Here is a 25,008-nt window from a genome sequence, read left to right on the forward strand (position 1 = left end):
AGATGTCCGCCCAAGGTCCGTCGCAGCCGGAACGGAGCCCGGCCGCGGTGGATTTTGCGTGCTTCACGCCAGGATTACTTGCAGTTGAGCGCGCTGGGCGTGGCTTCGAAGCCCTTGAAGCCGGGGGCGCCGTAGCCGAAATAGACGGTATCGATCGCGGAGCCGTCGTCCGGCTTACCGTACCATTTCTCGTGCATTTTCCGCATCGTGCCGTCGAGCTTCATGCATTGCAGGATGTCTTCGACCTTGTTGCGATATACGTTGCTTTCATTCCGGAACGCATATCCGAAATTGCGGCCGTTATAGTCTTTGAAGGCGACCTTGATCGCCTTGTTCTGCTTGGCAGCGTAGACGGCCGTCGGGATCTCGTTGAGCGCCGCGAAGGCGCGCCGCGTAATGAGCGCCTGGACGGTGTCGGGGAAAGCATCGTAGCGCTGGACCTCGAAGCCGTATTTCTCGGCATTTGCCGTGGCCCAGGTGTCGGAAATCGTGCCGCGATTGACGGCGATCGCCTTGCCCTTCAGGTCTTCGAAGCCTTTCATTTCATCGCTGGTGCGAACGAGAAAGCCGTTGCCGGTCGCAAACAGAGGCTCGGTGAAGAGCATCCGCTCGGATCGTTCCGCTGTGATGTTCAATGGGTTGACCGTGAACTCGATCCGCTTTGCGAACAGGGCGGCGAACAGGCCGGAGAAGGGAATGTCGACGATCTCGACCTTGGGGCGACCGAGGCGCTTGCCGACTTCGTTGATCAGGTCGGCGCCAAATCCCTCCGGGCCGCTCGCGCCGCGGACCATCCAGGGGGCCACGCCAAAATCGGTGCCGACGACCAGCGGCGCGTTTGCCGGGTGATCGGCTTCCTGCGCCAGGGAGGCGCTGCCGGCGAAGAGCGTCGCGCCAAGCAGAGCCGCTGCCGCGACTGTCAGGTTCTTGAAGTGTTTCATGGGGTTCCTCCTCAATTGTTGTTCTGGGTCGGGATCAGGGCCTTGCCGGATGGGTGGCCAGCCAGTGGCGCGCGATATCGGCGCGGCGGCAGACCCAGACATCCGGATGGCTGGCGACGTGGTCGAGAAAGCGCTCGAGCCCGGCCGCTCGGCCGGGGTGGCCGACGAGGCGAAGATGCAGTCCGACGGACATCATCTTGGGCGCCTGCGCGCCCTCCCGGTAGAGCACGTCGAAGGTGTCGCGCAGATATTCGAAGAGCTGGCTTCCGGTCGACATGCCGCCGCGAATGAATTTCGCGTCATTGTTGACCAGGCCATAGGGCACGACGAGGTGAGATTTGCCGTCTACTTCGGTCCAGTACGGCAATTCGTCGTTGTAGGCGTCCGAGTCGTACAGAAACCCGCCATGTTCGACGAGGAGGCGACGTGTATTGGTGCTCGATCCGTATCGGCAGTACCAGCCGAGCGGCGCCTCGCCAAAGAGGTGCGTCAGCTTCGCGGTGGCGTTGCGGATGCGCTCGCGTTCTTCCGCCTCGCTCATCCCCTGATGATGTTCCCAGCGCAGCCCATGGGAGCAGACATCGTATCCGCGAGCGCGGATGCGAGCGCAGACTTCCGGGTTGCGTTCCAGCGCCAGGGCGCATCCGAGGATCGTCGCGGTCATGCCGCGTTCCGCGAGCAGCCGGTCGACGCGCCAGAAACCCACCCGGCTGCCGTATTCGAACATGGACTCGGCCGCGAGGTCGCGCCCCTTGTAGCCGGAGGTTCCGCCCTCGGTCAGTCCGCTCTCGCTGGTGGCGTCGCCGTCCGGAACGGAGGGCTCGCCGCCTTCTTCGTAGTTGACGCAGATGTTCAGCGCGAGGCGGGCATTGCCGGGCCATTGCGGATGGGGCGGCTCGGCGCCATAGCCGCGAAAGTCGCGACGCAGATGATCAAGGCTGGACATGGCTTGCTCCCACGACGGCAGGCGCCGGGCTACGGATCTCGACCGGGCGATCGAGATCGAGGAAGACGTCGTCATCGTTCCGGCCGGTCAGCGACATGACCACGGCGTATTCGGCGGGCTGGTCGAGCGCGGTGAAGCCGTGGTGCCAGACGTCGCGGCCATAGGTCACGCCATGGTCCTGGGGCACCAGGAACGCGCGCAGCGTCCCGAGATCGGGCCGACCCTCGGCATCGGAATGGCAAACCACCGCGAGATGCTCCACGCCGCGCAGCGGCAGGAAGGTCTGTGCGGAGAAGGGATGGCGCTCCAGGTGGCGGACGATCAGGGGTAGGGTCACTGCGGCCGCCACCTGGCTGACCCATAGGGTCGGCTGTCCGGCCTCGTCGGTGCGTTCGAAAGCGCGCGGGACGTAGTGGCGGCGGGCCGTCCCGGAATGCAGGACAACGGTTCCGAAGGGGGCGAAGCCTTCGGCCGTGAGAGGCGCGACCTCGATCTGTATCGGACCGGCCGCCATCACAGGGCTCCCCGTCCGAAGGCAGCCAGAAACCCTTCACGGATATTCTCGAGATGGCGGAACATCGCCTCCTGCGCGGCCTTGCCGTCGCCGGCGCCGAGCGCGTCGATGATGGCGAGATGCTCTTCGCGCGCATGGCTTGTGCGGCCCGGAACCCGTTCGATATGCGACAGGCGGATGCGCCTGCGGGCCTCGCCGATCATCAGGGCGAGCGAGCGGTTGCCGCAGTGCTTCGCGATGAGGTCATGGACCTCGTCGCCCTTCAGCCAGGTATTGGTGTCGTTGTGATCGGCCGCGGGATCGTCGACATGGTCGCGTGCGGCCTGCAAGGCAGCGGCAGGAATCCGACCCGCGGCCATGGCCGCGGCCTCTGGTTCCAGCAGGCGGCGCACCAGGAGCAGCTCAAGCACCTCGCCGGCGCCTATATCCCTGACGACCATCGTGCCGTTCGCCAGGCGCACGAGATATCCCTCGCCTTGCAGCCGGCTCAGAACGTTGCGCAGCGGCGTTCTTGACACCTCTAGCGCCTCCGAGATGCGCCTCTCGTCGAGCACGGATCCCGCGCCGATCTCCCGGTTCTCGATCCAGCGAAGGATCGTTTCATAGGTGCGTTCGGTCACGCTCGAGGCGGCGGGCGGGGCTGGAGGCTTTGGGATGGGAGGCACTCGATCCTCTATGGCATTCATGGATTATTCTCTTGGGATACCAAGAGAGCGCCAGATCGCGCCGCTGTCAAGTTCCTGAGTGAGGCGCTGCCGTCAGGCTGGTGTGAGCGCCGGCGTCAGCAAGTCTTCAGGCGCGGAGGTCACGCCTCCCGGGCTTGGACATGGGATGATGGGACGCCGCCGATCCCCAGTGTGCGACACTCAGGTGAAGCGGATGCGGCGCCGAGATGATGTGGTTCCGATCGCGATTGTGGCGAACGTCTCGGCCGTTGTCCTGAACAGCACGCCGTGGCGAGCCAGGGGGGGAGCGCCTCAGCCTAGCTCGACCTGGAACCCTGCTGTCTTTCACCATCTGGGTTCGCCTGGAGCTCCGCGAGCAGCCAACTGATAAATGCCGCAACGATGGGCGCTTCCTGGGTGCCGCTCGGGCAGGCGAGATACAGTGATCGGTTCGCAGGAACGCTGGCGGCGAACGGGGCGACGAGCCGCCCGGTATCGAGGGCGTGCCGCGCTGTGAGATCGTCTCCCAGGGCGACGCCCTGACCGTAGATGGCCGCTTCGAGAGAGAGCTGGGCATCCGGAAGATATTGCCGGGCGTAAGGTCTTCCCCGCACGCCCGAGGATTGCAGCCATCTCTGCCATTCCGCCCCGTCATCGGCGTGCAGGAGCACGTGCCGGTCGAGATCGCGGATCGATCGGAGCGGAAGCCGGCCGGCGAGATGCGGGCTGATCACCGGGAAGAGGTTCAGGCCCGCGAGCAGATGAACCCACATGTCCGGCCAGTCGCCGTCCCCGTACAGGATGTTGACGTCGCCTTTTCCGACATCCGGGCCCGAGGAGCTCGTGGAAACGAACCGGACCTCGACATCAGGCAGATGCGCTCGGATCGCCTCGAGCTTCGGCATCAGCCAGTAGGACAGGAAGGCCGGAACGCAGCCCACGCAGAGCTTTCCGTGCGATATCGGCTTTTCGATCTTCGTTATCGAGCCGGACAGGATATCGAAGGCTGCGGCGCTGTCGGCATAGAGCTGTTCGCCCGCTCGCGTGAGGCTGACTTTCCGCTTTCCCTTTTCGAGCAGGCTTATCCGCAGGCCGGCCTCGAGCGCCCGCAACTGATGGCTCACCGCGCTCGGCGTGACATGCAGCTCCCCGGCTGCGCCGGTGAGGCTTCCATGCCTGGCAACGGCCTCGAAGGTTCTGAGCGCGTTGAGAAGGAGAGGTCGACGGCGCATCGGATCTGCCAATTTTTCTCATCATAGACCTGCTGATATTCTCAATTGCAATAGATTTTCTCGCAGGCAATCTGTCTGGACCACTCGCCATCGTCATGGATGCAGGGAGCCAGCGACAATGTGGAACTCCGATGATCTTGCGGCGCTCCGGAGCCGGTTCGGAACGGCCTCAGGCGGGGCAATGGAGACGCCGGCCTATCAGCGGATCGCCGACCTGATCTTCAAGGACGGAGACCGGCGCGAATTCCCCTATGCGGGTTTTCCGACCCTGCTGGATGCGCCCGCATTGAACCTCGTCGAAAGCCCGGAGCGCCTCGGCGCGTTGCAGGTCGCGCTTCTGGGTATCCCGATGGACCTCGCCGTGACCAACCGGGCCGGCTCGCGGTTTGGCCCGCGCGCCTTGCGGACGGTCGAGCGGATCGGGCCTTACAACGACGCGCTCGCCTGCGCCCCGGTCCACGAAATGCGCGTGGCCGATATCGGGGACGTGCCGTTTCGCAGCAGGTTCGACCTGGCGACGAGCCATGAGGACATCGAGCGCCATATCGGCAGGATCGTCGATGCCGGCGTCATCCCGCTCTCGGTCGGTGGAGACCACTCGATCAGCCATCCCATCCTGAAGGTTCTCGGCCGCCACGGCCCTGTCGGCATGATCCATATCGACGCCCATTGCGACACCGGTGGCGTCTATGAGGGCGAGCGCTTTCACCATGGCGGCCCGTTCCGGAACGCCGTGCTCGACGGCGTGCTCGACCCCACCCGGACGATTCAGATCGGGATCCGGGGCTCGGCCGAGTACATCTGGGAGTTCTCCCGGATATCGGGGATGACGGTGATCCCTGCCCGGGAGATTTCCGGGCTCGGCCTGCCGGCGATCATCGAGAAGGCGAGAGCTGTCGTGGGGGATGGGCCGACATACCTCTCCTTCGACATTGACAGCCTCGATCCGGCCTTCGCCCCGGGCACCGGCACGCCGGAGGTGGGCGGGCTCACAAACCGCGAAGCCCTCGAGATCCTGCGCGGGATGAAGGGCGTCAATCTGGTCGGCGGCGATGTCGTCGAGGTCGCGCCTGCCTATGACGCGACGAGCAACACGGCCCATAACGCGGCCCAGATGCTGTTCGAGATTCTGAGCCTCATCTTGTTCAGCCCCTCGCTCCGCGAGGCGGATCGCGCTTGATCGGCTTCCGGCAAGCAAGGCTTGGAGGCCGGCCTGTGCTTCCTTCCGCCTACGGGGGCGGCATCGGCCGGGCGAGGTGGCCCGGCCTGCCGCCGGCGCTGGGGATTGGTCTGGCCGCGAAAGGGTAAGTCGCCCGGATTTCATCAGCTTTCCCGGTAGATCATGCCCGATCGATGTCTCCGCCAGATGGGTCGCGCTGATCAATGCCTCCAGTACTGCGGCCTCGTTCTCGGCATCGAGCGCGGCGCTGGCCTCGTCTAGTAGGATGACCGGCGCAGCCTTGTGGGTTTCGCGATCGGCGGCGCAAGGGCATGTCAGGCCGGTGTCGCCTGATCGCTATTCGTGTCCACGGCGACTTGCCCACCGAGCAGGGCGCGGTGCGGTGCTGAGGCCGGCCTGTTTCCGGTCGTCTGCGCTCCGGCCCGCGAAACAACCCGGATCGGATCGTTCAGCAGCCGCAGGCCGTTGAGAACGACGAGAACCGTCCCGCCCTCGTGCCCGAGCACTGCGAATGGCAGAGGCAGGTCGAAAAAGGCGGCGCCGGTGACGAGAAGCAGCATCGCGCCGATCGCGAACATTAGGTTCTGGCGAATGATCCGTGCGGCTCGCTGCGACAGTCTGTGCGCCGCCGCGAGCCGCTCCATGTCTTCCGAGAGGAGGGCGACGTCGGCAGCCTGAAGGGCCACCTCGGAGCCGGCCGCGCCCATGGCGATGCCGACATCGGCACGCGCCAGCGCGGCCGCATCGTTCACGCCGTCGCCGACGAACGCGATTTTCCGTCGTTTCGCTGCCGCGGCTACCAGCCTGACCTTGTCCTCGGGCAGCATCTCCGCATGGATCTCGTCGCCGCTCAGGCCCAGCTCCGCACCGATCCGCAGCGCGACGGGACGTCTGTCGCCCGTCATCATGAGAATTGTTTCGACGCCGCTTCGCCGCAGCGCGGCGAGCGCGGCCGCGGAGGTTTCGCGCGGCTTGTCGGCGACGCTTGCGGCGCCGAGGAGGCGGTTGCCACGCCCCAGATAGACCACGGTCTCGGCTGCGTTGTGCAGTGCGCTTAGCGCCTCGTGATCCAGTGCTGCGCCCATGGCCTCCGCCATCCGGCGGTTCCCTGCCCAGAGCGGGCCGGCATCGTCTTCTCCCGTGATCCCCCTGCTGGGCAGCGCTTTCACGTTCCGCACTTCACGGATCGGCAGCCCGCGCCGCGCGACTTCGCGGCGCAGGGCATCGGCAATATGATGCTCGGAATGGGCCTCAAGGCTGGCGAGAGTCGACAGGAGGTCGCGCTCGTTCCCGTCGAGAGCGACGACGTTCGTCACGCTGGCCCGTCCTGCCGTCAAAGTTCCGGTCTTATCGAACGCAAAGACCTTGACATCGGCCAGGGTCTCCAGTGCCGCGCCGCCCTTGAAGAGAACGCCTCCGCGAGCTGCCGCCGCAAGCGCCGAAAGGATTGCGGCCGGCACGGAGATGACGACTGCGCAAGGACTTGCCGCGACCAGCATGGTCGCGGCGCGATAAAGGGCGATCTCCCAGCTGTTTCCGAGCCAGAGGAAGACAGCGAGCGCGGCGGCGGAGCCGGCGAGCACCGCGATCGTGTAGCGCTGTCCGAACCACGCGCTGAACCGTTCGGAGGGCGCCTTCGCCGCCTGAGCCTGCGTGACCAGCGCGATCATCCGGGCGACCGTGCTCTGCGCCAGCGTCTTGGTGACCCTCAGCTCGAGCACGCCATCGAGATTGACGGTCGCCTCGAAAAGCAGCTGGCCCGGCTCCTTGCTGACGGGCATCGACTCGCCGGTGATCGTGGATTCGTCCAGCGCACTCCGGCCGGAGACGACCACGCCGTCCGCCGGAACCCGTGAGCCCGGGCGAAGGATCAGCAAATCGCCGATCCGCAGATCGGCCGCAGGCACTTCCTCGACCCCGCCATGCGGCATCTTGCGGAAGGCCGTTTCCGGCCGCAGCGCCATCAAGGCCTCGATGGCACGCTTGGCGCGCCCCATGGCCCGTTCCTCGAGCGTCGTCGACAGGCTGAACAGCGTCAGCAGGATCGCGCCTTCGAGCGAGGCGCCGACGACTGCCGCGGCGATCGCCGCGACGATCATCAGGAGATCGATATCGAGGACATGGTCGCGTGAGAGCGCCGTCAGGGCCCGCCAGCCGGCCGGCACGCCGCCGGCCAGGTAGACGAGGGCCGTGCCGGCCAGGGCGGCTCGTGCCCCAGTCTCGCCCCCGAGGATCCAGTGGCCCGATACGGCCAGCACGAGGCCAATCACCGTGGCCATGGTGAGAACGACCGGGAGATTCAATCGGAAACGCGGCAACACCCCCTCCAATACGTGATCGGTGCCAGGCGGTCTTGGGACGTGGCATAGATTAGAATTGTTCTAATCTATGCCTGATGCACTCTTCGCGCAACTGCCGGGCCATCCGGACCGGATCATCCCAGCCGGCCGATCCGGAGCCGGACCTCGAAGCCGTCTTCGTGTCCCTCTCTCGGAGAGATCAGCTCGAGGCTGCTGCCGGTACCGGCGGCGATCGCCTTCGCGATGGCCAGCCCGAGCCCGGCGCCTTTCGCCTGCGTGCGGCCGCGCTCGAACGGGTCGAGCAGGCGGGCGAGCAGATCCTGCGGCACGGCCGGCCCGGCATTGGTGATGCGCAGCAGGCCGTCCATCGACAGCGTCACGCGGACCGGTTCGGTTTGCGAGCCGTGCTTCAGTGCATTCTCGATCGGGTTCCGCATCAGGATCGCGAAGGCATCGGGGTCGATGCGGGAGAGTACCGGGGCATCGGGCAGGGCCAGCTCGATCGGCCCGGCTGCGCCGGCGTTGGCGGTCAGTTCATCCACGATCAACCGGAGTAGGGCGCCGATGTCGACCGGCTTGGCGCCATGCAGGCTGCCGCCTTCCGCCCTGGCCAGCTGCATCAGTTTTTCCGAGAGAGCCGAGAGCCGCCGCAATGCGGTTTCAATGTCGCGAGCGCGGTTGCGTGCGGCTGCGTCGGTCGTTTCAACGATCAGTCTCTGTGCCTGCGCGAGCGCGGCGGCCACCGGCGTGCGTAACTCATGCGCGGAGTTGGCGGCAAAGCTGCGCTCGGCTTCCAGAGTGCGCCTGAGCCGTTCCAGCAGCTGGTTCACCGCCCGGGCGACGGGTCGGATTTCCGAGGGCAGGTCGTCGGCGGCGACGGCGGTCAGATCGCCGGCGCCGCGAAGTTCGATCTCGGAGCGGAAGCGCCGCAGGCTCATCGTCGACAGGCGTATGACGGCCCACACGCCGATCAGGCTGATCGGAACGATCAGGGCGAGCGGGCGGGCCAGTCCGACAAGCACTTCCCACGCCACGGCGCGACGGCGGATCTGCGGCTCGGCGACCGTGATCGTGATCGTGCCCTGCAGCGCAGCGTCCGAGTAGAGGCGGTGGGTTGGCGTATCGGAGAAGCCCATGCCGCTGAATGGCGGAAAGATCGCCGGGTCGGCTCTATGCGAGCGCAGCAGCACCTGCCCTTCGGCGTTTCGCACCACATAGGTGAAGTGCTCGTCATGCTCGCGCATCGTCGCGACGCTCTGGCTGGCGGCGTCGTCGCTGTCGCGCCCGATGATGTCGCGCACGGCCAGAGGCAGCAGACGCTGCCCGGTTTCGGCAAGAGCGCTGTCGAAGACCTCCTCCATTTCGTGACGCAGATTCTGGGCGGTCACCGCAGCGGCCAGCGCCCAGACGAGCGCGATGGCCAATCCCAGCCAAAGCGACAGCCGCCATTGCAGGCTTGTCGGCGCGATCATCGCGCGCTTCCGAGCCGGTAGCCTATACCGCGCAGGGTGTGGACGATCTCGGGTCCGAGCTTCTTGCGCAGGCGGCTTATATAGACCTCGATCGTGTTGCTCTCGACCTCGGTACCGAAGGCATAGAGCCGATCTTCCAGCTGTGCCTTGGAGATCACCAGGCCCGGGCGCTGGACGAAGGCCTCGAAAAGCGCCCATTCGCGTGCGGTGAGATCGACGAGCCGCCCGCTTTTCACGACCGTTCGCGCCGCGAGATCGATCTGCAGGTGGCCGATCTCGACGAGCGGGTTGGGATTGCCGCTGTAGCGGCGGGCCACCGCGTTCAGCCTGGCGGAGAGTTCCGAGAGGTCGAACGGCTTGGTCATGTAGTCATCCGCTCCCGCATTCAGCCCGGCGATGCGGTCGGAGATCTGGTCCAGCGCGGTCAGGATGATGACCGGCGTGGCGCAGCCCTTCCTGCGCAGCTCACGCAGGAAGGCGAGCCCACGCCCGTCGGGAAGCATCAGGTCCAGCAGGACCAGATCATAGGCGGCGCTGTCGAGATGCTCGGCGGCGCGATCGAGGCGGCCGACCCAGTCCACCGAATGGCTGTCGCCGACGATCTGGTCGCGCACCGCGGCGCCGAGGATCGTGTCGTCCTCGATCAGAAGAACTCTCATGAAGGCGCAATCCCATCTGTCGCAGACCAGTTGCCTGCGGAACCTGTCAGCTTGCTGAAAGGGCGGGCTCTGCCCGCTTCAGCTGCGCGTCAGGAAAGCTTGCCATCATTCCGGCTTGTGGAGACTGATCAGGGACAAATGCCATGATGAAGCAGTTCGTGGCGGGCTTGCTGCTCCTTGCCGTCGCTGGATCGGGCGCTGCGAGGGCCGATGACGATTGCGACGTGCCCCTGGGGCAGTGGCAGCCCCGAGAGGCCGTGCAGGCGATGGCGCAGGCCCGTGGCTGGCAGGTAGACCGGCTCAGGATCGATGACGGCTGCTACCAGATCAGGGGCACCGACGAGACGGGACGGCCTTTCAAGGCCAAGATCGATCCCGCCACTCTGGCGATCGTCAAGATGAAGCACCGGTCCCGGAGCGGCAGGCACCGGCATGAGCGGGCTCCGTCGGCCCCGACAGAGACGGCCGAGCCATCCGGCCCCGTGTCCCCGAAATCCCTGTTCGACCGCGGCGAACCGCCGAAGGCCAGGGTGAACTGAGCGGGCCGGACACCGTGTCCCGGGACGCCGCATCCCTTCGTCCAACGCTGGAGAAATGGCCATGTCCGTCGCAACCGCGCGCTATTCGAGAAGCCTGGTCGTCATTCACTGGGTGACGGCTCTCGCCGTGCTCGGCGCATGGCTGACGGCGGAAGGCGGCCGTGAAGTGGTCCGGAATCCGCCTTTGCTGCATTTCTGGCTGGGCCTTGCGGTCCTGGTTCTGGTCGTTCCTCGCCTGATCCTGAGGCTGGCCGAGCCCGGTCCCGAGGCCGGCCCGCGGCATGGCTGGCTCGCCATCGGTGCCACGCTCGGCCATGGGCTGCTCTATCTGCTCCTGATCGCCTTGCCGCTCACCGGCTGGTACGCCGCCTCGCGCATGGGCGTGTCCGTCCCCATTTTCGGCCTGCATCTGCCGGCCATCGCTGCCCCGGTGCAGGGCCGCCCCGGTCTGATCGCCGAACTCCACGAGAATGGCGGCACCTTCATCCTCATCCTCGCCGGCCTGCACGCCCTGATGGCGATCTGGCACCAGTTCGTTCTGCACGATGGGAGGCTGCGGCGGATGAGCCTGCGCTGAGAAGGCCGGCGGCCCGCGCCCTCCGCCTCTCCCGCCCTGCCTGCATCGGTCGCGGCGGGGAGGGCCGGAGACGCGCGGCATTTCCCACGATCCCGGCTCTTCCTGACGCCTGGCTGAAGCCGGAACCGTCACGGCGTCAGGAGGCCGTCAGCGCAGGGTCCCAGGTTGATCGTGCCGGATGGCGGGGCGCTGGCCTCGCCGGTGCGGCTCGATGCTCGCCGGCCGGGACATGCCGTTCTCGGGGCCGGGCAAAGGAGGTCCAGCTACCATGAAGACGATCCTGCCGGCCATCGCGTTGGCCACCGCGCTCACGCTGCCCGCTCTTGCCGAGGCGCGACCGCTCAAGCTCACAACCACGCTGGCCAATTATGGCGGCGACGGTGCCTATCTCGCATTCTATGTCACGAATGCGCAGGGGGCCTATGCCGGCAGCCTGTGGCTGGCTGGCCGCAAGTCGAAATACTATTCGCACCTGTCGGGTTGGCACCGCGCAACCGGCGGCAACCCCGCCGAGATCAACGGTATCACGGGCGCCAGTGTCGGCGCGGGCCGCACGCTCGAGATTTCGCTCGATCTGGCCGATGCGCTCTTCGACGCAGGCTACGTTCTGCATGTCGATGCTGCCGTGGAAGACATGCGCGACAGTCCGAACGAGATCGCAATCCCGCTGACGAGCGCGGGCGCGAAAACGCCGCTCCGTGGCCGGCGTTATATCTCGAGCCTGGCTTATTCTTTCTGAGCGGTGGCCGGCATGATCCGTGTTGTCCATCGCTGGCCGGGTCTTCTCGCCGGCCTTCTTCTGCTGGTGCTCAGCCTGAGCGGCGCGCTTCTCTCGCTATTCCCGGCCATTGAGCGCCTCTCCTCGGTGCAGCCGGCGGCACTTTCGACGGCGGAGCTCGCGGAGCGCATCCAGGCGGTTCATCCCGAGGTCGAGCAGATAAGGCGCAGGCCCTCGGGCCGGATTACCGCCTACTGGTCCGAGAACGGCGTGGCGCGGGCGGCGGTCATGGATCCCGCGAGCGGCCGGGAGATCGCCTCCGCCGATCCGAATCCGTTCGAGCGCTGGTTGACCAGGCTGCATCGTTCCCTCCTCTTCGATGATGCCGGCCGCATACTGACGGCGGTCGGCGCGGCCGCCATGCTGGTGCTGGCCGTTTCCGGGGCCGTGCTCGTCGCGCGGCGGGCTGGCTGCTGGCGGCGCTGGCTCTCGCCGTTGCGGGGGCCGTTCGCGGCACGCCTGCATGTCGAGATCGCGCGGATCGCCGTCGCCGGCCTGCTGCTGTCATCTGCCACGGCCCTGTGGATGTCGGCCTCGAGCTTCGACCTCCTGCCCGACGGGGCGCCTTCGGCCGTGACCGAGGCCGAGGGAAGCGGCCGGACGGGAATGCCTGTCGCAGATATGGACATGCTGAAACGGACACCGGTTTCCGAGCTGCGCAGCCTGTCCTTTCCCGATCCGGCGGATGCGGCCGATGTCTTCACGCTCAAGACGGATCGCGGCATTGGCCATCTCGATCAGGGAACCGGCGCGCTTCTTACCTGGAGCGAACCGAGCGCATGGCAGCGCGTCTCGGCAACCCTCTACATGCTGCACACCGGAAGGGGCGCAGCCGCCCTGGGGCTGATCCTTGGCTTCATGGCGCTCGGCGTGCCCGCGATGGCCGGGACGGGCTTCGTCCTGTGGTTCGCGGGCCGGCCTGCCCGTCCGCGCATTCGCGGCAATGTCGCAGCCGGGCGCGCCGAGACGATCCTGCTCGTCGGTTCCGAGGGCGGCAGCACATGGGGCTTCGCCGCGACGCTGCATGCGGCGCTCTCTGCATCCGGGCAGGCCGTTCATGCCGCACCGATGTCGTCCTTCGAGCCGGCCCGCTACCGGCAGGCGCGGCGCATCCTGATCCTGACCGCGACCTATGGCGATGGCGATGCACCGGCCTCCGCGCGCGGATTTCTCGACCGGCTGAAGTCCGTGCCGGCGGCTGCGCCGGTCGCACTCGCGGTTCTCGGCTTCGGCGATCGCAGCTTTCCCGGTTATTGCGCTTTCGGGCGCGCCGTCGCCGAGACGGCCGAGGCGCGGGGCTGGTGCATGCTGGTTCCGTTCATGGCGGTGAACCGCCAGTCACCGCAGGATTTCGCCCGCTGGGGCCGGTCGCTGGGGGCTGCGATGGGGATGACTCTGGACCTCGTCCATCATCCGGTCCTGCCGGCGGTTTTCCCGCTGAGGCTGGTTTCGCGCCGCGATCATGGGGCCGAGGTGCAGGCTCCGACCGCGATCCTGCGCTTTGCGCTGCCGACGCCGCCATTCTGGCTGCGGCTCACCGGCCGCGGTTTCGGGCGCTTCGTGGCCGGAGATCTCCTCGGTGTCCTGCCGGAAGGCTCTGCCGTTCCCCGGTTCTACTCGCTGGCCTCCGGGTGTCGCGACGGTTTCATCGAGATCGTCGTCAGAAAGCACCCTGCCGGCCTGTGCTCCGGCCAGCTCTTCGAGCTGCAACCCGGCGATACGGTCAACGCCTTCATGCGGCAGAATCCCGGCTTCCATGCCGGCCGTGACACCGCGCCCCTCATTCTCATCGGAGCGGGGACGGGCATCGGGCCGCTGGCAGGCTTCATCAGGGCCAATGCCCGGCGCCGCCCCATCCGTTTGTTCTTCGGGATGCGGCATCCCGACAGCGATTTTCTCTATGGCGATGAGCTGAAGGGCTGGCGGCGGAGCGGGCAGCTGCAACGGCTCGCCACGGCGTGCTCGCGCACGCAGCAGCCCAGCTATGTGCAGGATGTTCTGCGCGAAGAGGGAGCCGAGATCGCACGCATGGTTCGCGAGGGGGCGCGGGTCATGGTCTGCGGCGGGCGCGACATGGCAGCCGGCGTCTCCGCGGCGCTCGCCGACATTCTCGCGCCCACGGGGCTGACCCCGGCGCGGCTCCGGGCGGAGGGACGCTATGTCGAAGACGTCTTCTGACCGAGGTCGCCGGGCACTGAGCGGGCCGACCATGGGTACGCGCTGGTCGGCGCTGTTCCACACGATCTCGGCCTTCGACCCCGCGCCGGTTCGGAGCGCGCTTCAGGCTGCGGTGGACGAGGTGGACGAACAGATGTCCGGCTGGAAGCCGGATAGCGATCTGATGCGCCTCAATGCCGGGCCGGTGGGGCGATGGATGGCGGTGCCGGAACAGCTGATGAAGGTGCTCGGGCTCTCGCTCGAAATCGGTCGCGCCTCGGCCGGAGCGTTCGACATCGGCATGGGCGACGCCGTGGGCGCCTGGGGGTTCGGTCCGTCCGGCGCCGACCGGGCCCTGATCCGGGAAGAGCTCGAAGCTCCGCGGCTGGCCGCCCATGAGGTGCTGGAGCTGAATGTCGAGGGCGGCGAAATGCGCAAACGCGCTCCCATCGTCCTCGATCTCAACGGCATCGCCAAGGGCCATGGCACCGACCGGCTGGCCGAGACGCTGCGTGGCTTCGGCATCGTTTCCGGGCTGGTAGGCATCGATGGCGAGATGCGAGCCCTTGGCCTGCGCCCGGATGGCGAGCCGTGGACGATCGCCGTCGAGAAGCCCGATTTCGCCTCCCGTGCGCCGCATTCGATGCTTGCTCTGCAGGATGCCGCGGTGGCGACTTCGGGCGACTATCGGCACTGGGTGGACGTCGCTGGCCGTCGCCTGTCGCACACGATGGACCCGCGCCGCGGCGCACCGCTGGCGACGCCGCCCGCCTCGGTCACCGTAGTGGCGCGAACCTGCGCCGAAGCCGACGCCTGGGCGACTGCGCTGATGGTTCTGGGCCCTGGAGAGGGGGAAAGGCTGGCGCGGCGGCTCCGGCTCGACGTGCTGTTCCTGATGCGCGAGGGCGAAACCGTCCGGTCCCGGGCGGTCGGGGCCTTGTTCGCAGATGGCCCGTGCAGCCAGGCCGCGTTCTGAAGTTCGCGAGGCAGCCCTATCGCCACGACCGCAGCATGCTGCCGCACTTGCCTTGTTATCAATATATATTATATGTAATTGTATATTGATTTCTGATGAGGACGCAGGATGATCACCGAGAAGATCGTCGAAGCCGAGACCGTCACGATGCATCGCGCGGCAGGGCAGGGCTTCTGCCGGCTGAGCGAAGGGAAGGGCCGCGCCGCCGTTCGCAGCGCTCACGCCATCCACAGCGAACCGGAAACCCGCCCATGAGTGTCTATTGGCCTGTCTCGATGAGGCTCGGCCCGGCTCTCCCGTTCGTCGCGGCGATGACGACAGGGACGCTGCCGCAATGACCTGGACCCTCATTCCCGCGCTCGCGTCCGGCGGCCTCGTCGGCTTCAGCCTCGGCCTGGTCGGCGGCGGCGGCTCGATCCTTGCCACGCCGCTGCTGCTTTATGTCGTCGGTGTCGCCAGCCCGCATGTCGCGATCGGCACCAGCGCGCTGGCGGTCTCGATCAATGCCTATGCGAACCTCATTGCGCATGCCCGGAAGGGCCATGTGCGCTGGCTCTGCGCGGCCGTCTTCGCGGCGGTGGGCACGCTTGGCGCCCTGCTCGGTTCCAGCCTCGGCCTCGTCTTCGACGGAACGCGCCTTCTCCTGCTCTTCGGCGTGCTGATGGTCGTCGTCGGGCTGCTGATGCTGCGCCCACGCGGCATCGGAGGTGGCGAGGAGCGGCCGGTCGACCGGCGCACATGCGCACTCACCGCCGCCGCGGCGCTCGCGACAGGCATGGCTTCCGGCTTCTTCGGCATCGGCGGCGGCTTCCTCATCGTGCCGGCGCTGGTCCTCGCCACCGGCATGCCGATGATCAACGCCATCGGCTCCTCCTTGCTCGCGGTGGGAACCTTCGGGCTGGCGACGGCGCTGAACTATGCCCGCAGCGGCCTCGTCGACTGGGGCATCGCAGCGCAGTTCATCTCCGGTGGCGTCCTGGGCGGGATTCTCGGCATGCTGCTGGCGACGCGTCTCTCGGCGGGCAAGGCCACGCTGAACCGCATCTTCGCAGCGCTCATCCTGACCGTCGCGACCTATGTGATCTTCAAGACCCTGCCGGCGACGATCGGCTTCGGGTAGCCGCGGAGGCAGGCGTTGACTGCACCTGACCGCCGCCGGCCGGCGAACCGCCCGGGAACCCGGCGAGATCAGCGCGACCGGAGTGTCGCGCCTTGCCTGAACGGCGGCGACGCCGCGTGCATAGCCGCTATGGAGTCTGAACCAGCATGGATGCGCGATCAAAACAGCCGAGCCTGGCCGGTAGCAAGCCGAAGAAAACAAGCGTCTTCGGCCGGCGAGTCGTCCGGCGTGCCCTTGCGGGCATCGGGATCATCGTCACGCTTTTCGGTGCCGGCGTCGTCTACAGCAACCGTCCGGTCGAAGTCGAAACGGTCCGGCCCGAACGCGAGGTCCCGATCCGCGTGTTCGGGCTGGGCACGGTCGAGGCGCGGGTGACGTCGAAGGTCGGCTTCGAGGTCGGAGCCGCGCTGGTGGAACTCCACGCGGATCACGGCGACCAGGTTCGTAAGGGGCAAGTTCTGGCCCGGCTCAGTCTCGGCGAGCAGGAGGCCAAGATGGCAAAGGCACGTGCCGCACTTCGGATCGCCGAAGTCAGCATCGAGCGGGCGGACGCGAATCTGGAGAAGACGCGTGCCGTTCTGGCGCAAAGGCAGGTTGCCAATCGGCGCCGGCAGGAGCTCGCCGGGCGCAGCATCGTGTCGGAGCAGTCGGCCGAAGAGTCGGCCCGCGACGAGGCCGTCGCCAAGGCGGACGTCACTGTTGCCGAAAGCGAGGTCGCGAGCAGCAGGGCACAGCTGGTGGACGCCCGGGCGCAAGTCCAGTTCGAAGAGACCTTGCTGGGACACCGGACATTGACGGCGCCCTATGATGCGATCGTCATCGAACGGCACAAGGAGCTGGGCACCGTCGTCAAGGCCGGCGATCCGATCTTCACCCTGATCGCAAACGACAGCTACTGGGGTCTTGCCCATGTCGACGAGGCGCGTGCCGGCTTCATCGCCGAAGGCCAGCGGGTGCAGGCCCGCTTGCGTTCACGCCCGCAGGACGTCTTCACCGGCAAGGTGGTCCGCATCGGACTTGAAAGCGACCGAAGCACCGAGGAACGGCGCGCGTTCATCAAAGGCGATAATCCGCCGGCCCGCGTCTTCCTGGGAGAGCAGGTGGAGTTCCTGATCACGGCGGCCACGCTCGCCGAGGCGCTCCTGGTTCCGGAGGCCGCCGTCCATGGCTACACCGGACATGAAGGAACGGTCTGGACGGTCGAGGATGGTCGGCTGAACCGGCGGCTCGTCAGGTTCCGTCACCGCGCCGAAGATTCGCGCCTCGAGATCGTCGATGGGGTGCCTGAGCGCGCGCAGGTGGTCGCGCGACTCGCGCCGGGCCTGCGGGTCGGGCGCCAGGCACGGATCAGCGAGGTCAAGGGGCCGTGAACCTCGCCTATCGCGACATCAGACATGGCTTCGGGCGCTTCATCCTGACCTGTATCGGGCTTGGGCTCCTGCTCGGCGTCGTGCTCGCCATGATCGGCATCTATCGCGGGCTTGTCGTCGATGCACTGACCATCGCCCGGGCTCCCGCCGTCGATCTGTGGGTCGTCGAGGCCAATACGCGCGGTCCCTTCGCCGAGGCCTCGCGGATACCCGGCGACGTCCGTGACGCCGTCGCGCGCATAGCCGGTGTGAAATCGGCAGGCGGCATCACCTACCAGACGGTCGAAACCGAGCATATGGGCGCCAAGCTCCGGCTCTATGTCATCGGCTATGAGCCGGCGCGCCCTGGGGGGCCGCCGGAGGTCGTCGCCGGGCGCGGGATCACGCGCAGCCATTACGAGATGGTGGCTGATCAAAGCACCGGCCTGACGCTCGGCGATCGCCTCCATGTCGGCCGGAACACGTATTCGGTCGTGGGGTTGACGCGCCACCAGGTCAGCTCCGGCGGCGATCCGGCCGTGTATATCACCCTGGCGGATGCCCAGAAGCTGCAGTTCGACCTCGCACCGCCCGCTATACGTATCCAGCAGGCGCGCGGTGCCATCGCAGCGAGCCGCGACACCGTGAACGCCGTCGTCGCACGGCTGCAGCCCAATGCTTCTCCCGAAGCGGTGGCAGAAGCCGTCCGCCGCTGGAAACACCAGACTGCGATCACGCAGGAGGCCCAGGAGCAGATCCTGATCCGCTCCCTGGTCGACCGCGCCAGGCGTCAGATCGGCCTCTTCACCTCGCTCCTGCTCGTCGTATCCGCCGTGATCATCGCCCTGATCATCTACACCATGACCATGGAGAAGACGAAGCAGATCGCCACGCTGAAACTGATCGGCGCCCCGGACAGAACCATCATCGGGATGATCGTTCAGCAGGCGCTGGCGCTCGGTCTCATCGGATTTTCCATCGGTGCCACGCTGATCGTCGGCATCAGCGACCATTTTCCGCGCCGCGTGATCCTCGAAGCCGACAACATGTTCGCGCTCGGCCTCGTCGTGGTGGTCGTGTGCCTGATCGCGAGTGGCCTCGGGGTTCGCGCAGCGCTCCGGGTGGACCCCGCGACCGCATTGGGGAGTTGAGAGTTGGCAGATCATCCGCTCGTCCGCTGTGAGCGCATCTCCAAGCATTTCGGCGAAGGCGAGACGCGCGTGGATGCGCTTCGCGATGTGAGCCTGGACGTCTACCCGCGCGAGGTCGTCGCCTTGCTCGGCCCTTCCGGCTCCGGGAAGACGACGCTCCTCAACATCATCGGCTGCATTCTCGATGCATCCTCGGGCGCGATGGCGCTCGACGGCGAGACGGTGCTGAGCGAGGGACGATGGCTGAAAACCAATCTCAGGCAGCTCAGGCTTCACAAGATCGGCTTCATCTTCCAGTTCCACAACCTGATCCCGTTTCTCGACGCGACCGACAATGTGGCTCTCGTGCTGCAACTGGCCGGGGAAGAAGCGGGCGTGGCCCGGGCGCGAGCGATCGAGTTGCTCGACTATCTCGAGGTCGGGCACAGGCGGAATGCGATGCCCGCCAAGCTGTCGGGCGGCGAGGCGCAGCGTGTTGCCATCGCGCGCGCCCTGGCCAATCGGCCGCGCGTCATTCTCGCTGACGAGCCGACCGCAGCACTCGACTCGAAACGCGCTGGGATCGTCATGGACCTGCTGCGCAAGGTCGCCGTCGAGCAGGAGGCCGCGATCATCGTCGTCACCCATGACGAGAAGATATTCGACTGGTTCGACCGCAAATACGTCCTGCGTGACGGTCGTCTCGAACCAGACGATGGCGCCGTCCTGGGTGCGCATGGGACGTCGACCAACGAGGCGGAATAGCCGCGGATCCGCGACCTGCAACCCAAGCTGACCCACATCCGGATCCAGAAGTCCGGGGCCGTCGCCTTCGATCTCGGCCGTGCCCATCGAGGCTGCGAACTCGATCCATCTTTTTGTGCAAGCGCCGGCTTCACCCGAGGCGAGGATTCCGCTTTTCGGTCCGATGCACGAGCCGCGGTGGCAGCGGCTTCGACGGCGAGGCCCAAGCAGGCCGCATGCTCGGCTCAGTGATCCTCGCTCCGTCCACTTTCGTCGGCGGGCTCCGGCGCCGGGTAGACCACCTTCCCGTCGGCGGTTCGCTGAGCCCCCTGCGTCGGCGCAGCATGTTCGATGTGCCCCGGCCCCATCAGATGGTCGACCGCATGGCCATTCAGGAGCAGATAATCCGTGATGATCCGGCGATGGCACCGCCACCAGACCGCCTCCGAGCACATCAACGACAGGCGGCGATCCTCGCCGAGGCGAAGCAATTCCCGGAAGGCCGTGCCAAATTCGTCGCTCAGTGCGAAGTCGGCGTAGTTGTGGAAGCTCTGCACCTGCCAGAGCGCATTGAGGTGGCCATCCACCTCCTTTTGCTTTGGCCGCCGCCCGCCGAGGGCCTCAAAATGGCGATAGCCGATCTGGAAGCGCGCCAGATCGCTCGGAAGCCGGTCGATATTGAAGGCCGCATTGGCCCTCGATCGAGGAAATGCCCGGACATCGATCAGCAGATCGACACGGGCCTCCTGCAGCATCGATACGAACTCGGCAAGGGAGCGGTTGGAATGGCCGATGGTGGTGAACTGCGCCATCATCCATCGATCTTCGTCAGGGCAGCTTCCTTATGGGCGGCAACATGGTCGGTTCTGTCGCTCTTGATCTCGTATTGCGGCTCGTCCCTTGTGGCGCGATGCCGATGGCCCTTGTAGTCGAAGTCGGCGTGATGGACCTTGATGATCCGGCCGCTCACCATCCCGGCTTCGGAGTTCCACCGGACGTGGTCGCCTACGCTGAACCTGGTCATAAGCTCCCTACCTTTGCCGGGAAAACCCGGTCTCAGTGAGGTTGGTCCGGGCGGTCGAGTATTGAATTCCCACATCGCGATGTCGATGAGCCGCGCTGCTGTCTGACGTATACCCGACCAGCGTGAAGCGTCTCCCGGACTCCGTTCGAGAACGTCGCAACGGCGCCGGCCTAGGCTGGTCCGACGCCGGACATGTCGTCCATGGCCTGGGCTGCCCTAGGCTCGGGACTCAATCACACCAGAAGGTGATTGCAGCTGCGATGAAGACGCCTGCCATGAAGTTGGTGGCGAGCTTGTCGTAGCGGGTCGCGATGCGGCGCCAGTCTTTCAGCCTGCACCAGAGGCGTTCGACGAGGTTGCGGTTGCGATAGGCGTTACGGTCGTAAGGGATCGGGGCCTTGCGGCTGCGCGTAGCGGGGATGACAACCTCGGCACCCTGCTGCTGGATCGCGGCACGGATGGCATTGGTGTCATAGCCGCGGTCGGCGATCAGCTTGTCGAAGCGACCGCGCGCCGCTTCGATCAGAGCTGGTGCCATCGTCATGTCGGACGTGTTGCCCGGCGAAATCAACAGGATGCGCGGCCGTCCGGCGAGATCGGTCAGTCCGTGGATCTTGCTGGTACGTCCGCCGCGCGAGGTGCCGATGCCTTGTACGAAGGCCCCCCTTTTGCGCCGGCCGCCGAGCGGTGGACCTTGATGCTGGTGGAATCGATCGCGACCGCACCCCACGCGCCGCTGTGGCCGGTCAACGCCTCGAACACCGCAAACCAGACGCCCTGTCGGCTCCAGCGGTGAAAGCGATTGTAGATGGTCGTGTAGGGGCCATACTCCGGCGGGCAATCGCGCCAGCGCGCCCCGATCCGCAGCATATGCACGATCCCCGAGATTACCCGGCGATCATCCACACGCCGGGCTCCACAGCGACCGCGCGGCAGAAACGGCTCGATCCGCTCCCACTCCGCATCGCTTAACCAAGTCAGCGACTTGCCCATCCATGCCTCCACAACAGCAGAGACTTTGAATCAGCCGAGCAAACCAACCGCAACCCGATTGAGTTCAGAGCCTAATTCAAGCACAGCTGTCGCAAGATGCCGAGTGTTCGCACCGTGCTTGCCGGTCCAGGCCGCGATGCGTGCCGGAAAGGGCTTCGTCGGGCGGCAATCGCCGCCCGACATCTCTCCGGCGGTCCCGGTGTCCTAGAAGCCGAGGGCGATACCGTCGCCGCGCGGATCCGCCCCGCCTTCATAGATTCCGCTTTCCTGGTCGATGCGGATGGCCTGGGCATGGCCGAGGGTGCCATCCCAGGCGTCGACGGTCTTCACCGGGTGGCCGCGCAGGCGCAGCTCGCGCCGCACCTCGTCAGGGATGCGGGCTTCCAGGGCGAGATCGCGGGACGCCGTGCCCCAGGTCCGGCCCATGAGCCAGCGCGGGGCCTCGATCGCCTGCTGCACGTTGAAGCCGAAGTCGATGATCCGGGTCAGCATGGCGGCCTGGGTCTGCGGCTGCCCTTCGCCACCCATCGTGCCATAGGCGAGCACCGGTTTGCCGTCCTTCATCAGCATCGCCGGGATGATGGTGTGGAAGGTCCGCTTGCCCGGCTCGAGGCTGTTCGGATGGGAGGGGTCGAGCGAGAAGAAGGAGCCGCGGTTCTGCATGACGATGCCGGTATCGCCGGCGATCACCGCCGCTCCGAAGTCGTGGTAGATCGACTGGATGTTCGAAACCACGAGCCCGTCGGAATCGGCCGCGCAGAAATAGACGGTGTCGCCCGTCGGCGCCTGCCGCTCGGCCTTGCTGCCATGGCGGATGCCGGGCTCGATCGCCTCGAAGGGCCGCGCGGCGACCGGGTCGATCAGCTTGCGGCGCTCATTCGCATAGTCCATCGACAGGAAGCGTGCGAGCGGGATGTCGACATGGGCCGGGTCGCTCAGCCACTCGTCGCGATCAGCGAAGGCGATTTTGATCGCCTCGACGAGGTGGTGGTAATAGGCCACCGTGTCGCTGCCCCAGCTCCTCACATCATAGCCTTCGAGCAGGTTGAGGATCTGCAGGGCCGCAAAGCCTTGCGTCGAGGGCGGCAGCTGGAAGACCTCGTAGCCCCGATAGCGGCTCGAAATGGGCTCGCTCCAGCGTGCCCGATAGTTCGTCAGGTCCTCGAGGCGCAGCGGCGAGCCGGCCGCCTCCAGCGATCTTGCCATCTCCTTTGCGATCGGACCCTCATAGAAGCCCTCGCGCGGTCCGTGCTCGGCGAGGAAGGCGAGGGTCTTGGCGAGGTCCGCCTGGATCAGCCTCTCGCCGTCGCGCTGCGGCCTGCCCTTCGGCAGGAAGATGCGCGCCATATCCTTGTCGCCGTTGAGGATCGGCGCGTCGGTCACCAGCCAGTCGGCAAGCGAGCGGGTGATCGCCATGCCGTTGCGGGCATATTCGATCGCATCGGCGAAAAGGCTCTTCCAGGGCAGCTTGCCATGGCGCTCGTGAGCGAGGCGCCAGCCATCGACCGCGCCCGGCGCGGTCAGGGCGGCCAGCGGCCCGCGCATCGGAATCTGCTCGTCATGGCCGTTGGCCTTGTAGAACTCGCGCGTCGCGAGGCGCGCGGCAGGGCCGCTCGCCTCGATCGCCTCGACGCCCCTGGCGGCGCCCCCCGCGATCAGCCAGAAGGCGTCGCCGCCGAGCCCAGCCATGTGCGGATAGACCACGCAGAGCGTCGCATTGATGGCGATCGCGGCGTCGACCGCGCTGCCGCCGCGGCGCAGGGCGTCCTGCCCGGAGGCGGAGGCCAGGTAGTGCGGCGAGCTCACCATGCCCCTCGCAGCCTGGATGGCGGGCCTGCCGGTTCTCGGTCCGTTAGCGTTGATCATGATGGTCTTTCTTCCTTGAAATGGATGGGAAGGGGGCCGGGATCACTTCTTCGGCGGGAACAGCATTCGCTGCAGCGGCGGAATGATCGCGGCCATGCTCAGGGCGACCATCCCGGTCGTCGAGACGAGGCGCCAGTCATGGCTCGTCCCAATGCTGATCAGGGGCAGCGCCGCGAGGAACAGCAGGAACGAAACGCTGAGATAGGACAGTCTATTCTGCAGGATCCGCTTGATCATCTTGTTCCTCCACTCACTGGGTCACGAGGACCAGGGCGACCGTGGCGATGCCGGTGGCGACAAAAGCCATGACGGTCCAGGGGATGGTCTTGCGCAGGATGGCCCCTTCCTGCCCGTTGATGCCGGTGGTGCTGGCGCCCATCACCACATTGGCCGGGGCAATGGCGTTGCCGATGGCGCCGCCGGCGCTCTGCGCAGCCAGGATCGTCGCTTCCGGCAGGCCCTTGGCGCGCGCCAGCGTGACCTGGAGCTCCGAGAACAGCACCTGGGACGAGGTGCTGCTGGAGGTGATGAAAGCGCCGAGAATGCCGATGCCGTTCGCCAGGAAGGCGAAGACATAGGCCGGAGCGACTTCGGCGATGCCGAGCGCCAGCATCGTGTTCTGCCCCGAATGCTTCATGATCGAAGCCATGGTCAGGAAGGCGAGGATCGGCACCGAGGCCGGCACGGCGCTGGCGACCAGGCCCCAGACGATGCCGGGCTGCGCCTTGCCGCTGCGCCGGGCCCATTGCGCGAAGTAGCCCTTGCTCGCGAAAACCAGCCAGATGATCAGCGCGGTCAGCAGGATGGTGGCGCCGGGATGGCTGAGGAAGCGCAGCGCGGAGTACTGCTCCGTTGCAGCCGTGGTGATGCCCAGCCCGGTGGTCACCGCCGGGAAGGCCCAGCCGACGGCCGGGCCGTCCAGCATCTGGCGCAGCGGCTCGATCAGCGAGGTTCCGGTCGCAAGAACGGTCAGCAGGCCGTAGGGCGCCAGTGCGGCGAAGGTGCCCATGGGGGGCTCGGCGCCGCTCTCGTCCAGATGCGCGTCCTCGCGCATCGCCGGCCGATCGACGATGTCCGCGGCGGGCTGGCTGTAGCGCGACCAGCGCGACAGCGGATAGAGCGCGAGCAGCGCGACCGTCGCGGGCAGGAAGGCGGCGAGCACCGGGTCGATCCATACGGTGATGATCTGGCCGATGCCCTGGATGGCGGAGATGATCAGCACCAGCGGCCAGCCAGCGCGGATCGCCGGCCAGCGACCATAGAGCCAGACGATGGTGAAGCCGCCGAGCACAGCCTGGATGACGATCAGCAGCGCGGCCTGCACGCCGGTCGAGAAGGCGGTCGCGGCGTCGATATCGACGACCTGCAGGGTCGCCAGCCAGCCGACGCCCAGCGTGCCGTAGAACTTCGCCCAGATATGCGCGATGATCGGGATCGCGACCGCATAGATCGGCTTCATGCCGAAGGCGACGAGCAGCGGGGCGACCACCGCGATGGGTGTGCCGAAACCGTCGATCCCCTGCAGGAACGAGGTGAAGACCCAGCCGAGCGCAACGATGATGAAGAGCTCGTTGCGCGACATCCGGGCAATGCCGCGGCGCAGCGCGTCATAGCCGCCGGACTGGTTCATGATCTGGTAGAGCAGCAGGGCCGGCCAGATGACGTAGAGGATCGGGATCGCGTCCCAGATGCCCTTTGCCGAAGCCACCGCCAGGGTCCGTGCCGGGGTCTCGAACGCGAAGGCGGCGACACCGGCGGCGATGAAGATGCCCGTGCTGCCCGCCTGCTGCGCGGTCCAGCCGAGGCCGACCATGAGGACGATGAGAATCACGATCGGCACTGATGC

General features: G+C 66.7%; 25 protein-coding genes. 11 read left to right on the plus strand and 14 right to left on the minus strand.

Translation table 11 applies throughout. The features are described 5' to 3' along the window. Positions 1-74: 74 nt before the first annotated feature. The 5 genes from AC3RCC_RS07395 to AC3RCC_RS07415 all read right to left on the minus strand — a co-directional run bounded on the left by AC3RCC_RS07395 (position 75) and on the right by AC3RCC_RS07415 (position 4,310). A complete protein-coding gene (locus AC3RCC_RS07395; RefSeq protein ID WP_492258038.1) occupies positions 75-1,043 on the minus strand; it encodes a substrate-binding periplasmic protein in 969 nt (322 codons plus the stop codon). Further along, on the minus strand, positions 976-1,962 hold the full coding sequence (locus AC3RCC_RS07400) for an allantoinase PuuE (RefSeq protein WP_492258039.1): 987 nt from the start codon (positions 1,960-1,962) through the stop codon (positions 976-978). Before AC3RCC_RS07400 ends, AC3RCC_RS07395 begins: the two co-directional genes overlap by 68 nt. Beyond that, the gene (locus AC3RCC_RS07405; protein WP_492258040.1) at positions 1,874-2,401 is read right to left on the minus strand and encodes an ureidoglycolate lyase; all 528 of its coding nucleotides are present in this window, start codon (positions 2,399-2,401) and stop codon (positions 1,874-1,876) included. Before AC3RCC_RS07405 ends, AC3RCC_RS07400 begins: the two co-directional genes overlap by 89 nt. After that, complete coding sequence (locus AC3RCC_RS07410; RefSeq protein WP_492258041.1) at positions 2,401-3,021, minus strand: GntR family transcriptional regulator; 621 nt, start codon at positions 3,019-3,021, stop codon at positions 2,401-2,403. Before AC3RCC_RS07410 ends, AC3RCC_RS07405 begins: the two co-directional genes overlap by 1 nt. Positions 3,022-3,383: 362 nt before the next feature. Continuing rightward, positions 3,384-4,310: a LysR substrate-binding domain-containing protein gene (locus AC3RCC_RS07415; RefSeq protein WP_291634502.1), complete on the minus strand. Its 927-nt coding sequence runs from the start codon at positions 4,308-4,310 to the stop codon at positions 3,384-3,386. A gap of 106 nt (positions 4,311-4,416) precedes the next feature. Here AC3RCC_RS07415 and speB point away from each other — a divergent pair, with 106 nt between their 5' ends. Next, complete coding sequence (gene speB / locus AC3RCC_RS07420) at positions 4,417-5,478, plus strand: agmatinase (RefSeq protein ID WP_492258042.1); 1,062 nt, start codon at positions 4,417-4,419, stop codon at positions 5,476-5,478. 314 nt (positions 5,479-5,792) lie between these two features. Here the strand turns inward: speB and AC3RCC_RS07425 are convergent, their stop codons facing one another. From AC3RCC_RS07425 to AC3RCC_RS07435, 3 genes are all read right to left on the minus strand, one after another. Continuing rightward, complete coding sequence (locus tag AC3RCC_RS07425; protein WP_492258043.1) at positions 5,793-7,757, minus strand: heavy metal translocating P-type ATPase; 1,965 nt, start codon at positions 7,755-7,757, stop codon at positions 5,793-5,795. A 155-nt stretch (positions 7,758-7,912) separates the two neighbouring features. Continuing rightward, positions 7,913-9,250 carry a sensor histidine kinase gene (locus AC3RCC_RS07430; protein WP_492258044.1) on the minus strand — a complete coding sequence of 446 codons (1,338 nt, stop codon included), beginning with the start codon at positions 9,248-9,250 and terminating at the stop codon, positions 7,913-7,915. After that, a complete protein-coding gene (locus AC3RCC_RS07435; RefSeq protein WP_291649228.1) occupies positions 9,247-9,909 on the minus strand; it encodes a response regulator transcription factor in 663 nt (220 codons plus the stop codon). The genes AC3RCC_RS07430 and AC3RCC_RS07435 overlap by 4 nt, the downstream gene beginning before the upstream one ends. A gap of 143 nt (positions 9,910-10,052) precedes the next feature. Between AC3RCC_RS07435 and AC3RCC_RS07440 the strand changes: the two genes are divergently transcribed. The 10 genes from AC3RCC_RS07440 (at position 10,053) to AC3RCC_RS07485 (ending at position 19,300) form a co-directional block, all read left to right on the plus strand. Then, complete coding sequence (locus AC3RCC_RS07440) at positions 10,053-10,448, plus strand: PepSY domain-containing protein (protein ID WP_291634512.1); 396 nt, start codon at positions 10,053-10,055, stop codon at positions 10,446-10,448. Positions 10,449-10,509: 61 nt separating this feature from the next. After that, positions 10,510-11,025, plus strand: a complete 516-nt coding sequence (locus AC3RCC_RS07445; RefSeq protein ID WP_492258045.1) for a cytochrome b — start codon at positions 10,510-10,512, stop codon at positions 11,023-11,025. Positions 11,026-11,293: 268 nt separating this feature from the next. Continuing rightward, on the plus strand, positions 11,294-11,764 hold the full coding sequence (locus tag AC3RCC_RS07450; protein WP_492258046.1) for a DUF2271 domain-containing protein: 471 nt from the start codon (positions 11,294-11,296) through the stop codon (positions 11,762-11,764). A 12-nt stretch (positions 11,765-11,776) separates the two neighbouring features. Next, the gene (locus AC3RCC_RS07455; RefSeq protein WP_492258047.1) at positions 11,777-13,981 is read left to right on the plus strand and encodes a PepSY domain-containing protein; all 2,205 of its coding nucleotides are present in this window, start codon (positions 11,777-11,779) and stop codon (positions 13,979-13,981) included. Beyond that, on the plus strand, positions 13,962-14,936 hold the full coding sequence (locus tag AC3RCC_RS07460; protein ID WP_492258048.1) for an FAD:protein FMN transferase: 975 nt from the start codon (positions 13,962-13,964) through the stop codon (positions 14,934-14,936). The genes AC3RCC_RS07455 and AC3RCC_RS07460 overlap by 20 nt, the downstream gene beginning before the upstream one ends. 108 nt (positions 14,937-15,044) lie before the next feature. Next, positions 15,045-15,191: a hypothetical protein gene (locus AC3RCC_RS07465; RefSeq protein WP_492258049.1), complete on the plus strand. Its 147-nt coding sequence runs from the start codon at positions 15,045-15,047 to the stop codon at positions 15,189-15,191. Positions 15,192-15,270: 79 nt separating this feature from the next. After that, the gene (locus AC3RCC_RS07470; protein ID WP_492258050.1) at positions 15,271-16,056 is read left to right on the plus strand and encodes a sulfite exporter TauE/SafE family protein; all 786 of its coding nucleotides are present in this window, start codon (positions 15,271-15,273) and stop codon (positions 16,054-16,056) included. Positions 16,057-16,202: 146 nt separating this feature from the next. Next, positions 16,203-17,426 carry an efflux RND transporter periplasmic adaptor subunit gene (locus tag AC3RCC_RS07475; RefSeq protein WP_492258051.1) on the plus strand — a complete coding sequence of 408 codons (1,224 nt, stop codon included), beginning with the start codon at positions 16,203-16,205 and terminating at the stop codon, positions 17,424-17,426. An 89-nt stretch (positions 17,427-17,515) separates the two neighbouring features. Continuing rightward, the gene (locus tag AC3RCC_RS07480) at positions 17,516-18,556 is read left to right on the plus strand and encodes an ABC transporter permease (RefSeq protein ID WP_492258052.1); all 1,041 of its coding nucleotides are present in this window, start codon (positions 17,516-17,518) and stop codon (positions 18,554-18,556) included. A gap of 3 nt (positions 18,557-18,559) precedes the next feature. Next, on the plus strand, positions 18,560-19,300 hold the full coding sequence (locus AC3RCC_RS07485; protein WP_291634527.1) for an ABC transporter ATP-binding protein: 741 nt from the start codon (positions 18,560-18,562) through the stop codon (positions 19,298-19,300). 224 nt (positions 19,301-19,524) lie between these two features. On the opposite strand, the gene AC3RCC_RS07490 is transcribed toward AC3RCC_RS07485, so the two are convergent. From AC3RCC_RS07490 to AC3RCC_RS07515, 6 genes are all read right to left on the minus strand, one after another. Further along, a complete protein-coding gene (locus AC3RCC_RS07490) occupies positions 19,525-20,094 on the minus strand; it encodes a DUF488 domain-containing protein (RefSeq protein WP_492258053.1) in 570 nt (189 codons plus the stop codon). Continuing rightward, positions 20,091-20,303: a hypervirulence associated TUDOR domain-containing protein gene (locus AC3RCC_RS07495; RefSeq protein ID WP_452117076.1), complete on the minus strand. Its 213-nt coding sequence runs from the start codon at positions 20,301-20,303 to the stop codon at positions 20,091-20,093. The genes AC3RCC_RS07490 and AC3RCC_RS07495 overlap by 4 nt, the downstream gene beginning before the upstream one ends. Before the next feature lie 229 nt (positions 20,304-20,532). Next, positions 20,533-21,296 (minus strand): IS5 family transposase gene (locus AC3RCC_RS07500; RefSeq protein WP_492256049.1). Its coding sequence is split into 2 segments (ribosomal slippage): positions 20,533-20,960 and positions 20,960-21,296, totalling 765 coding nucleotides; the frame shifts between segments, so codons are not numbered across the junction. A gap of 204 nt (positions 21,297-21,500) precedes the next feature. Then, entirely contained in the window at positions 21,501-23,162 is a 1,662-nt protein-coding gene (gene ggt / locus AC3RCC_RS07505) for a gamma-glutamyltransferase (RefSeq protein ID WP_492258054.1), read from the minus strand. A gap of 42 nt (positions 23,163-23,204) precedes the next feature. Next, positions 23,205-23,399 (minus strand): hypothetical protein, encoded by a 195-nt coding sequence (locus tag AC3RCC_RS07510; protein ID WP_291634536.1) that lies wholly within the window; start codon positions 23,397-23,399, stop codon positions 23,205-23,207. Between the two features lie 13 nt (positions 23,400-23,412). Further along, complete coding sequence (locus AC3RCC_RS07515; protein ID WP_492258055.1) at positions 23,413-25,002, minus strand: L-lactate permease; 1,590 nt, start codon at positions 25,000-25,002, stop codon at positions 23,413-23,415. Between the last annotated feature and the right edge of the window lie 6 nt (positions 25,003-25,008).

The sequence above is a fragment of the Allobosea sp. GW823-FHT01F03 genome (assembly GCF_058798075.1).